Source organism: Nocardia sp. CDC519 (assembly GCF_059509835.1).
The window spans coordinates 4,506,866-4,517,920 of the sequence record NZ_CM183377.1 but is presented as its reverse complement, the minus strand read 5'-3'; the positions used below and the strand labels follow the sequence as shown (position 1 = coordinate 4,517,920).

Genomic DNA, 11,055 nt, shown 5'->3' with positions numbered 1-11,055 from the left:
CCCACAGCCGTTGGTGGTTCGGGTGGACGTACCGCCGCCACTTGCTCTGTGAGAGTTGCAGCGGCCGTATTGTTTTCGAAAACATTGGGCCTCTGACGTCAGCCCGCCCGCACGGCGGCGGCAAAATCCGGGTGGGCGCGGATCGCGACGGTGGTGTTGTCGACGGTGGGCTCGCAGCGAACGTAGGTTCTCGACTCGATGAACGCCAGCCCAGCGGCAGCGAGGCCGATCGGGAACCAGCCGGGGACAATGCAGAGGAACAGTGGGATCAGCTGATCCGGATCCGGCACGATCATTCGAGTGATGGTGTATGTGCAGATCAAGGCGATTCCCGCCAGCATGATCATGCGGCTCGCCCACTGGAAGCGGCGGGACCGCTGGACGCATGCCGCACACAGTGGCCAGTCGCCGAAGAGGAAGGCGTTGTAGTCGGCCAGGCCTCGGCCGAAAGACCAGGGGCGGAACCGCCTCAGCATCGTTGCAAACGAACGTATCTGCGCACCAACGGTCATCTGCATTCGGCCACGGCTCGTGTGAATGAACCGCAGTGTGTGCTTCCGCCGTTCAACCTCGGGTAGCCCATGTCTAGTGCACAGGGGCGGCAGCGGAGTGAGCAACTCGAGCGCCCAGAATTTGACGCCCGGTGTCGGATTCATCCGGAGCTTTTCATAGCGGGCGACTTCTTCGGGCGGTCGGCTCCGGACTGGCAACGAAACCGAATCGGATTCCCTTGGATAGTTCGCCATCCTGCTAAACCAGCCATCTCGCAAGTCCAGCGTTCGGCAAGGTGTAAGTCATCATCCTAGGGTTCATCCCGTCAACGTTCTGTCGAAGCAGAGTTTTGTCTGGAGGAAAAGTGCTCATTAAGTCTTGCAATGGCAGAATTTATTGCGTCCTCGTCAGGAGTTGTCGCAGTATAGCCGCACCGAATGATATGTTCTAGGAAATCCTTCTCGGGCGCGATCCCATGGTTGGACACGTAATAGGCTGCGGCGCGCGACCAAATCCATGTGCCGTCCGTGGCGTAAGAGATCGGAACAACTTTCCTGTTCTCTGACGAAAGCACATCCGGCGCGCGCCCGGATGTCCGGAGGATGAGGGTGCCGCCTGTCAGGAACTGCCTTATCCTCGCGCGCTCATCATTGCTGTCGATGAGTTGGCGCGAAGAATAGTTGGGAGCGCCTGTGCTATCTGATTCGTCGAAGAGGCGCGCGATTCTCAGCATGGTGGATCATCTCTTTCAGTTCTCGGTTGGACGGAATCGGACCCACATTCCGTCTGGTGGCCACTTCGGTTGGTCACATTCGTCGCTGTCGCAGTGCGCGGAGGAGACGATGCTCGTTCCATCCGCGTAACCCCAGGCAAGCTCCGTGGGTGCATGAATCGTAACCCCTAATTCATCGGCGAGTTGTTGTGCGAATGGGCTTTCTCCTTGCCCGGTTTCGCATGAGAACAATCGGATGGGTTCGCCGTTCCAGTTGGGATCGGCGCGAACCAGCGCTGCAAGTTCTGCGGCCGTTAGCTCATCTTCACCGATATACACTGCATCAGGGCTACCATGCAGGTCTAGAGTGTAGTATCCGGGAATTGCCTGAAGTGCCAGTGCGGAGTCCCTCATATCCTGATCGTCGGGCTCGTAATAGGCCCTTCCTGCCGGGGTGTCCAGGCCGGTGTCGAATAATCCTTGTAGTTCCTCGGGGAGGGGCTCGACGCGCCTGAGAGGAATCGTTGGCATTTCGGCGATGTTGTCGGCGACAATAGGAATGGGAACGGTCGGGTGTTCCGAAGGCGGAACCCACGGGTGAGTCCTTGGGGTTGCGACATCTGAAATCGCAGGTGCATCGTGTGATGCAGTCAGTTGTCCGCGCTGATGAGTCTGGTCACGGGTGCCGGTGTTGCCATCCAGGGGCGAGCTACGCCGCAACTCGGTACGACGAGGTTTTTCATCGTTGAAAGAGCCGACGGCCGATCCCATGCGGTTGAGGCGGTCCAGCCATTCCTGTGCGCTGCGCTTCTGGGTTTCGAAGGCAGGGGTGTAGTTGGAGGGCGGGTTGCCGTGCTGGTTGTGGGGGTTTGGCGGGGTGTGGCCGGCGTTGGGTCGGCCGATGGGTGGGCGCTGGCCGGGGTGGTGGTTCGGGGAGTGCGGGTTCGGGCGGCCGTGGGCGGGTTGGGCCGGGTTGGGGTAGTTGGTGTTGCCGGGGTGCTGGGTGGGGGTGCCGCGGTGCGGAGTGTTGGCCGGTGGGTCTGATATCGGGGCGGGGCTGTCGGGGAAGTTGGCGCGTGGGTCCGACATTGGGGCGCGGCTGTCGGGGAAGTTGGTGGGGTTGAAGCTGGTGGGCGTGCTCGGGGGCCGGTTGTATGGGTTGGGAGACGGGCTCTGGTTGGGGTAGCTGGTGGTGCCCGGGTGTGCCTGCGGGGTGGTGTGTGGGTGCGCGGGTGTGGGGGCGGGGTTGTTGGCGAGTTGGGCGCGTTCGGTTTGGAACTCGGCTTCGGTGGGCTGGTAGCGGCCGATGTGGGGGTTGTATTGGCCTGCGTAGAAGGGGTCGCGGGGGATGGGGCGGCCGTCGTTGAAGTGGGCGACGTATTTGTGGATGGCCGGGTTGTGGCCGGGGCGGTTGGGTGGGGGTGAAGTCGGGGTGCGCGCTGGGGGATTCGCGGGGTTGGTCGCGCGGGGGTCGCCGGTATTTGTCGGGTTCGACGGGTTCGCCGGCCCTTGCTGGTACCGGTTCGCGGGCGGGGTGTTGTCCGGGCGTGTGGGGTTCGCCGCGGGGTTCGGTTGCGTTGTCGGACGCTGGGTTTGGGCCTGGTGGTTCGGCTGGGTCGATTGTGCCGGTGCGGCTGAGGGGTCGGTGGGCGGGGTGGTGCGTGGGGTGTCCGTGGGTTGTGTCGGTTGCGTGAAGGTCGTCGGTGGTGGGGCGGTGGCTGTGGACGCCGCCGTGGTGGAAGCCGGGGTGGGGTCGGCCGGGTTGCCGTTCGGGGGCGTGGACTGGTCGGACTGGGTCGACGTGGTGTCGCGCGGGGGTGTCGATGTGGTGGGCGTGTTGTCCGGCGAGTTCGAGGTGTGCGGCGTCGTCGGTGCGGTGGGTGAAGTGGGGATGCCTGCCGCGCTGGGTGCCGAAGCGGTGCCTGACGCGCTTGGTGCCGAAGGGATGCCGGAGGTGGGCGGGGCTCCGGTGGTGGGTTGGCTGGTGGATCCGCTGTCTTGCGCTGGGGAGCTGGGGTTTTGGGTGCCGGTGTCTTGTGTGGGGAGGTCTAGGGGGTTGGTGGTCGGGTTGGTCGGGGTGTTGGTTTGGGTGGGTAGGTCCAGGGCGGGGTTCTGGCCGGGGGAGTCCTGCGGGGTTTGGGTGTCCTGGTTGGGGAGGTCGAGTGGGGTGGTGGCGGTGGGCTGGTCCGGGAGATCCAGTGGGGAGGGGGACTGGGGGGCGGTGCCGGTGTTGTCCTGGGTGGGGAGGTCGAGGGAGCTCGGGGAGTGGGTTGGTTGGGACGGGGCGTCCTGGGTGGGGAGGTTCAGGGAGCTCGGTTGCTGGGTTTGGTTGGTGGGCGCGTTGTTACCGGACTGGGTTGGGGAGTTCTCGCCGCGATCGTCGCTGCCGGGGGCGGAGGGCTGGTTGGGCGGGGTGTTGTTGCTGGTGTCGGTCGCGCGGGTGCCGTCGTTGTTGTCGCCGGTGTTGGGGTCGCCGGTGAATGCCGGTTGGGTGTTGGCGGGAGGCTCGTTGCCGTTGCCGTTGCCGTTGCCGTTGCCGTTGCCGTTGCCGGTGTCGGTGTCGGTGTTGTTGGGGGTGTTGTAGCCGGTGCGAGTGTTGTTGCCGTTGGGGTTGTCCGAGCCGCGGTCGCCGTCGTCGTTGCCCGCGTTGTTGTTGCCGGAGTTCTGGTTCCCGCCGCGATCGCCGTCGTCGTTGCTGCCGCGGTCGGGGTTGTTCTCGCCGTCGCGGTCGTTGTTGCCGCCGTTGTTGTTGTTGTCGTTCTCGGAGCCTTCGGGTCCGTCACCGTCGGGGCCGTCGCCGCCGCGGTCGTCTCCGCCGCCGTCTGCGCTGTCGCTTCCGCCGCTGTCGAATTGATTCTGGGCGGCGCCGGCGGCGGCGCTGGTGAAGGTATCGGCCGACAGTTGGAACTCTTCGCCGGTGATGGCGGCCATCGCGGCTTGGGAGCCGATATCGGAGGCGACCTCGGTGGTGTAGTCGGTGGCGAACTGCTTGGCCCGATTCCCCAACGCATTGCCGGCGCCCTCACCGACACCGTTGGTGAGCCCGCCCTCGCGGCCCAACCCGCCGGAAATCGCGCCCCCGATCGCCCCACCAGCGGCGGACTGCCACACCGCGGTGAAATCATCACGGGACAGTTCCCGATCACCCTTGGCGGCCTGGATCAACCGGATACCCAGATCCAGTCCACCCTCTTCCAACGCGCCGAGGGCGGCCTCTTTGACCACCCGGGTCAGGATCCGCTGCAACAACTGCTTCATCAGCATGCGGATCGTGATCTGGGTCGCCACCCGGGCAGCGGCGCCAGCGGCCGCACCGGCCGGGGCACCGACACCGGTCGCCATGGCGGCCAGCGCTGCGGCCATTTCGACGGCGAAGATCACCAGTTGGGCGATGATCATCAACTTGGTGTGTTCGATATCGTTGGCGCCGTCATCGACCAGGTCGGCCTGGTCTTTCAACAGCCCGGTCAGTGCGGCGAGGGCGCCGTCGTCGTTGCCGAGTTTCTTCCAGAACGCCTCGATCGCATCCGCGGTCTGCCCATCCAGCGCGGACAGCAGTTGGTTGACCTGGCGTTGAGCATCATCACCGAGATCATCGAGGGTGGTGGCGGCACCGTTGTAGGCGTCGGCCATGCGCCGCATCGCGGTCTCATCGCCCTCGGGCCAATCACCGGCCCCCACGACATACTTCGCGGCCCACTGCAACGCCTCGGGAATCTCGATGCCCACCCCAGAACCCTCCACTCCGCCCGGCCGGGCCACAACATACCTACGACCTCTTGGACGCGGCGAACCGGGCTTCGGTTCCATCCGGGGGAACCGAATTCGGGGCCGAACCCGTCGCACGCCCTGTCCGCAGGGTGTCACACATGCTGTCGACGTCAGCGGGGCCGACTACCTATGTGAAGCGTCGGCAACGTATGTGATCAGTCCGCACTCGCTCAGCGGTAGGTGGGGTCGTGGTCTTCGCGGTGGTCTTGGAGGGTGCGGTCCAGGAGGGATTGGAGGTGGGTGGTGAGGTCGGTGGGGGTGGTGGGGGTGGATTGGATGGAGGCGGTGGTGCGGATGCGGTAGCGGCCTTCGGGGTAGTCGATGATGTGGAAGTCGCGGGTGGGGGTGGGGCGGTGGTCGTAGGCGGGGCCGGGGTAGACGGCGACGTGGGTGACTGTGGTGCGGGGGCGTTCGAAGAAGCGGTGGATGCTGTCGTGCTGGGAGCGGGGGGAGTCGTCGCGGAAGGCGGTGAAGGGGGCGTCGTCGTCGGATTCGAGGTCGGCGCGGTTGGCGTGGAAGGGTGCGGCGGTGCCGGGCGGGGCGTCGGGTAGGGCGGCGATGATGCGGCGAGAGGCGGTGCGGGCGTTGACGTATTCCATGCGGACATCGGCGCCGGTGTTGTGTTTCGCGGTCGGGCGTTGGGTGAGGATGACGGCGCCGCTGCCTGCGATGGCGGCGTGGATGCGGACCATGGCGGTGGGGTCGGCATCGGCGCCTGGCATGACTGCTGTTGTGACACCGGCGAATCCGGCTACTTCGATCCGAGCCTCGGGTTCGACCACGATGCGCAGGGGGCCGTACATGTCTTCGTCGAAGACCGATTGGATGCGGGCGGCCGCGGTTTTGTAGGCGCGGTCGTAGGCATCGGCGGTGTCTTCGGCGGGGCGATATTGCAAGGGGTAGGGCAGGATGTCGCGGCCGATGGCGTGCCAGAGCACCGTCAATTCCAGACCAGACATCGTCCAGGTCTGCTGGGTCATTCGACTCTGCCCTGCGTCAGGTGGGCAGCCGACTGTTCGCGCGGCCCCCGGACCGGCCGGTCCATCCGGCCGAGCAGACGGCGTTGGCCTTGGCGCGTCAGCCCAGCCCGAGCTGCCTGCTTCGAATTCGCTCGCCGGCCACCGTCATGCGCTGCGAACGGGCAGATTCGACGCGTACCGCGGCTGTGCGCGTATTCGGCGTCCATGGAGCGGACGGAGCCGCCACGCGCGCTATTCGCCGAGCAGCGGCATCGGCTTGCGTCGTTCATTCGCCGAGTACCGGAGGCACGGTCTTGGGCCGATGCTCGGGATCGAGGCCGGTGAGTTCCTCGCCGTTCTGCCGAGTGACCAGCGCCTCTGCGATCGCCGATTTGCCCTTCTCCTTCTCGTCGTCACCGTTGGCGCCGCGCGCGCCGGGCGGCATCATCGGGCCCATCGCCATCGGGCGCGCACCCCGGTTCGCGGCGCCCGCGCCGGTAGCAGCGGCGCCCACCCCGGCGGTTGGAGCGCCGCCGGATAGTGACCGTCCGGGGCCACCGGCGGAGCCGCCTCGGCCGCCAGAACCACCCGAACCCGAGCCCGAGCCGCCCGAACCCGGACTACCGGAACCGCTGCCGCCGGAACCCGATCCGCCGGAACCGCCGGTGCCGATACCGCCTGGGTAACCGGATCCGGGTAGGCCGGCGCCGGGACCGGCAGTCGATGCGGGGGAGGTCGCGGAGGACGGTGTGGTGCCGAGCCCCGATGTGTATGAGCTGGTCTGGCTCGCGGGCGTTGTCGACGGCTGTGGTGATTCGACACCCGCGGTCGTGGTCTCACCGGGTTCCTGGCCGGGGCCGGAACCGTCCCCCTCGCCGCCTCCCTCGGTGCCCGGCGGGTTCACCCCGCCTGGGCCGACGGGACCGACCGGGGGCCAGGAGCGCGGTGGATTCACCGGCGGGACCGGACCGGGCTGCTGGATCGGGTTGTAGGCCAGCGGGATTCTTGGCTGCCCGGTGTCGCCTTCGCGGATGCCGGGCTGATAGACGCGCTCGAGGATGTAATGGGTGGCGAGTTCGGCGGCGTTGGTGCGGTCCTCGTTCATTTTCCAGGTGGGGCCCGGGGTCCAGCTGGCGACCTTGCTACCCCAGCCGCTGGTGTCGGGGCTGGGCTGGACGTTGGCCTTGGTCACCTCGACCGCCGATTTCACCAGCTCGACTTTGCCTGCCACGATTTTCGTGCCCGACACCAGGCTCTTGGCCTTCTCGACGTAGTCGATGATGCCGCGCGCCGCGGCCTGCTTCGACTCGCCCTCCCACGTGTCCTCCATGGCCGCAAGGATTTTCGGGCCGAAGGCAGCGAGCCCGGTCTCGAGCTTCTCGGCCCGCGACTGCCACGCTTGATGCAGTGTGTTCATGGCGGCGACATCGACCGCTTGGGCCTTCCGGTACAGCTCGTCGAGATCCTCGGACCGGACATTGCCGAACATGTGCTCAGGAATACGCGGATCATGAAATTCGCCATCGAAATGATTATCGGCGAGATCCTTGATCCGGTTACGCGCGGCAATGGCTTCCGGGCTCTGATCGCCCAAGGCGACATCCAACGCATTGGCGGCGGAATCCATTTGATGGCCCGCGGTGATCACCGCGCCGATCGGCCCGGACAAAACCAACTTGCCGACATTCGAAACGATCGTTTCGAATGATGGAAGACCGAGCACCGTGCACCCCCTGCCGATCAGACGCCGTTGTAGCCTTGCGAATTCGTGGAATCCTGCTCTTGCAAGCGGTCCAGAGTGACTTGGATGGTATCACCCATAAGTTTCAGGACCCGGATGTGGTCGGCAAGCGCGGAATCAAGGTCGCCGTCGCCCGTTGCATCGACAGCCTTGAGCCCCAATAGTCTGGCGAGCTCTTTGCCGCACTCGAAGTCGCCGAGACCGCTGACGTTCGCCATTTGGCTGATGCCTTGCCGTGCATCTTCGTAAACTTCGATCTGGTCATCTATTGCTGTGCGGCAAGATTTAGCAACGGAATCATCGAGATAGAGCCTCCCGGTCTTGGCCTCATCTGACAGGCGTTGCCACAAGGTGATGTCTTCTTGGATGCCCACGTCGTGTCCAGTCTCTCGTTAACTCGGGAACAAGGGAACTAGTGATTCCGCTGCGACTGTGGCTATTTCACACGAATCTCGACTGTCCTCCGACAGCGTAGATTTGTACGCCGATATTTCTTGCGTTTGCCCTTCCGCCGGGAAGGCGAGGTAGCATTCGCTCTTGTCGTCGTCATGGGCTTTACGGAACTGGATTCCGGAGCGCCCTGCCACCGTTACGTCCTGGTAGGCGGTGTTGTTCCTATCGTCCTTGATTTCTTCGATGCTATGGGTCGTTGACCAGACTCCGATGGTGTAGTTAGACCTCTTGGGCTTGTCCTTCCACGAGCACAGCTCCCACCCTTCCACCTTCTCCACGCCGGAGATCGTGGTGTCTTTTGTGGAGGCATCGACGCCAATCTGCGTGAGCACATCGGTGCTGATCTGGCAGGGATCCCAGAGTGCCTCGGTGGTCGCGGCCTTGTCCGTGGTCGACACCGGCGTGGCGGTGCCCTCGTTCGTCGCATCGCACGCGGATGCTGCCAGCAGAGCGCCTGTCAGCATGACTACCGCCGTTGTCCGTCGTCTCACTGCCGCTCCCGTTCAGGCCGCCGATTTGTCCGCTCAAAGTGTAGGACGCATCGACTGCTCGATCGGTTCCACCGATTCTGGGGCATGGGTCAGCGGTGTTGGCCGGTCGTGGGAGGGATGAGGACGCACCCTCCTTCGTCCAGGTCAGCGTCTGGTCTCTGAACCGGACGTTTCTCGGGCAGGGTTGCGCTCGGCGGGCGGTGCTGGTTGGCGTGAGGGTTCGGGGACGGCCGAGTGCTTGTCGCTCGAAGGTGGGCGAAAGGTGGTCTAGGGGAGCCGGCCTGGGCGGACCGAACCGGACCTGGCTGCCGTGGGCAAGCCGTGGCGGGCGGCCAGGTCCGTGGCGATGGCTCAGCGGTTGAAGTCGCCCGCTCGCACTGCATCTGCGAAGGCGTCCCATTGGGTCAGCCGGAAGACGAGCACCGGGCCGGACGGAGCTTTCGAGTCACGGACCGCGACAGCGCAATCGAGCCAGGCTACCTCGACGCAGTCGGTCTGGCCGCCGCTATGGGTGCTCTTGAACCACGAGGCACCCGAAGGGTCTGTGCTGTTCACGGTCAACTCCTTCCGTCCCCTGCGCGTCAGTTCAGGGCGGGTGGGTGCGGTCTAGCGGTCGAACTGGCCCGATCGCACGGCGCTCATGAAGCCATCCCACTGGCTGGGCGCAAAGACCAGCGCAGGTCCGGATGGATTCTTTGAGTCGCGGACGCCGACGCCGACGGGACCAAGCCAGGCAACCTCGACGCACGCGCTTTGACTGCCGCTGTAGCTGCTCTTGAACCAGGGTGCTTCCGACAGGTCAGTGGTGCTCACGGTCAAAACTCCTTGCTTACCCGGCGTATCAACTCGCGGGTCTGCCGTTCGTCGAGCGACGTGCTGCGAATGGCGTCCGCAAGTTCACTATAGAGGCGTACCTCTTCGGGCTTTTCGAGATAGACATCCTGGGTGGGACCACCTTCCAGGAAGACGACAGTTGGCTCGACGGGTTGACCTTTCAAGTTTGTATCGAACTCCAGGATGGTGAATAACCCGTATGGCATCCCCCAGGCGAGGCCTGCATCGTACGGATGAACCCTCACGTTGACATTGGGCAACTTGGAGATTTCAGCCAGGTGGCGGAGTTGGGCCACCATGATCTTCCGGCTGCCGACCATTCGGTGAAGTGCTGATTCGTGCAGAAGAACGTCGAGAGCGACAGGGTGCGCCTTGCGAGTGACGATTGCCTGCCGCTTGAGGCGGTGTTCCACCCGTCGATCAATGTCTTCCTGGCTGCTGAAACCGGGGTATGCCCCGATGATCGCGCGGGCGTAGTCGGCCGTCTGTAGCAGCCCGGGTATGTGTTCGTGGTAAGTGATCTGTCGGCATGCAGCAGCCTCGAGTCCGACATACATGTTGTATGTGTCCGAGTACAGGCCGCCGTAGGCGTGGTACCAGCTCTGCACCCGCGCCAGTGCGGCGAGGTCGACCGCTGCGCGCAGGTCTTCGGCGCTGACGTCGTACAGCTCGCATAGTGCGCGCACGTCCTGCTTCCGGACCTTCTGAGTCTGGCCGGCCTCGATACGCTGCAAGGCAGATGAGGACAGGTCCACGAGTTTCGCGGCCGCCGCGATGGTGAGTCCGTTGGCGTCACGGGAATCTCGCAGGAACCGGCCGAGCTGGCGCCGAGGCAGTGTCGAGCTGGGTGTGTCGTCGGAGTCGTCTCCGGTCGTCGTCATTGTTTACCCCCTTGCATTGCGGAATCGGGTCGGATCGGTCGCGCAATCGGTTCTGTTGTACAGCACAATTGGGTCGGGTGGTGGGCTTTTGGGTGACTTGGTATCGGGTACCCGATTTTGCTTCCCTGGCGAGGCGATTGGTGATGTTCTGAGTCCGGCGTTCGAGCAACATCGCAGGTCGAAAATTTCCACGAATCCCACTGAACCGCAACATCATCGGCGGAACGCTGCCATGCGCCGAGTGCCGATGGATTCCGCGCCTGACAGGTGATTCGTAGCCGACCCCTGCTCGGACGCCCCCAGATCTCGTCCGTCGATCAGGTTCCTGGAGGGCCTATGTCCTATCCGCACACCGTCGCGCCCGCGCCGAACGCGAGCAGTCCGAGCGCAATCGGGTTCGTACGCGCCGATATCTCTGTGACGCACGCCGACCACCACGTGGCCGAAATGCAGCGGCACGCTGTCGGTTCGGGCCACCGCTACCTGTACACCGTCCGCCCTTCGGCCGACGCTCCCGATCCGGTCGCCTACCTCCTCGGCATCGCCGACGCCCTGGCCATCGACACCATCATCACCTTCTCCCCACCGACCACCTGGACCCCCACCGCACCTGGCCCAGGTGCGCGAGGGGTACATCAGGCTGGCGACACGCCGCATCCACCAGCCTCATGTACCACTCGTGCGGCTGCTCGGGTGGGTGTGGCTGTCGAAGGGGTGCGTG

General features: G+C 64.8%; 11 protein-coding genes. 1 reads left to right on the top strand and 10 read right to left on the bottom strand.

All coding sequences use genetic code 11. The features are described from left to right. Window positions 1-98 precede the first annotated feature (98 nt). From AC5W7N_RS20220 to AC5W7N_RS20200, 5 genes are all read right to left on the bottom strand, one after another. On the bottom strand, window positions 99-512 hold the full coding sequence (locus AC5W7N_RS20220) for a hypothetical protein (RefSeq protein ID WP_495921996.1): 414 nt from the start codon (window positions 510-512) through the stop codon (window positions 99-101). A gap of 305 nt (window positions 513-817) precedes the next feature. After that, a complete protein-coding gene (locus tag AC5W7N_RS20215; RefSeq protein WP_495921995.1) occupies window positions 818-1,225 on the bottom strand; it encodes a hypothetical protein in 408 nt (135 codons plus the stop codon). A 15-nt stretch (window positions 1,226-1,240) separates the two neighbouring features. After that, on the bottom strand, window positions 1,241-4,933 hold the full coding sequence (locus AC5W7N_RS20210; protein ID WP_495921994.1) for a WXG100 family type VII secretion target: 3,693 nt from the start codon (window positions 4,931-4,933) through the stop codon (window positions 1,241-1,243). A gap of 212 nt (window positions 4,934-5,145) precedes the next feature. Continuing rightward, window positions 5,146-5,955, bottom strand: a complete 810-nt coding sequence (locus AC5W7N_RS20205) for an ESX secretion-associated protein EspG (RefSeq protein WP_495921993.1) — start codon at window positions 5,953-5,955, stop codon at window positions 5,146-5,148. Window positions 5,956-6,220: 265 nt separating this feature from the next. Further along, a complete protein-coding gene (locus AC5W7N_RS20200) occupies window positions 6,221-7,423 on the bottom strand; it encodes a hypothetical protein (protein WP_495921992.1) in 1,203 nt (400 codons plus the stop codon). Between the two features lie 21 nt (window positions 7,424-7,444). On the opposite strand from AC5W7N_RS20200, the gene AC5W7N_RS20195 reads away from it, so the two are divergent. Further along, complete coding sequence (locus AC5W7N_RS20195) at window positions 7,445-7,642, top strand: hypothetical protein (RefSeq protein WP_495921991.1); 198 nt, start codon at window positions 7,445-7,447, stop codon at window positions 7,640-7,642. Between the two features lie 32 nt (window positions 7,643-7,674). Here the strand turns inward: AC5W7N_RS20195 and AC5W7N_RS20190 are convergent, their stop codons facing one another. The 5 genes from AC5W7N_RS20190 to AC5W7N_RS20170 form a co-directional block, all read right to left on the bottom strand. Next, complete coding sequence (locus AC5W7N_RS20190) at window positions 7,675-8,049, bottom strand: hypothetical protein (RefSeq protein WP_495921990.1); 375 nt, start codon at window positions 8,047-8,049, stop codon at window positions 7,675-7,677. Between the two features lie 18 nt (window positions 8,050-8,067). Next, window positions 8,068-8,592: a DUF3558 domain-containing protein gene (locus AC5W7N_RS20185; RefSeq protein ID WP_495921989.1), complete on the bottom strand. Its 525-nt coding sequence runs from the start codon at window positions 8,590-8,592 to the stop codon at window positions 8,068-8,070. 378 nt (window positions 8,593-8,970) lie between these two features. Beyond that, the gene (locus AC5W7N_RS20180; protein ID WP_495921988.1) at window positions 8,971-9,174 is read right to left on the bottom strand and encodes a DUF397 domain-containing protein; all 204 of its coding nucleotides are present in this window, start codon (window positions 9,172-9,174) and stop codon (window positions 8,971-8,973) included. A 51-nt stretch (window positions 9,175-9,225) separates the two neighbouring features. After that, window positions 9,226-9,432: a DUF397 domain-containing protein gene (locus AC5W7N_RS20175; RefSeq protein WP_495921987.1), complete on the bottom strand. Its 207-nt coding sequence runs from the start codon at window positions 9,430-9,432 to the stop codon at window positions 9,226-9,228. A gap of 2 nt (window positions 9,433-9,434) precedes the next feature. Beyond that, window positions 9,435-10,334: a helix-turn-helix domain-containing protein gene (locus AC5W7N_RS20170; RefSeq protein ID WP_495921986.1), complete on the bottom strand. Its 900-nt coding sequence runs from the start codon at window positions 10,332-10,334 to the stop codon at window positions 9,435-9,437. Window positions 10,335-11,055: the final 721 nt, after the last annotated feature.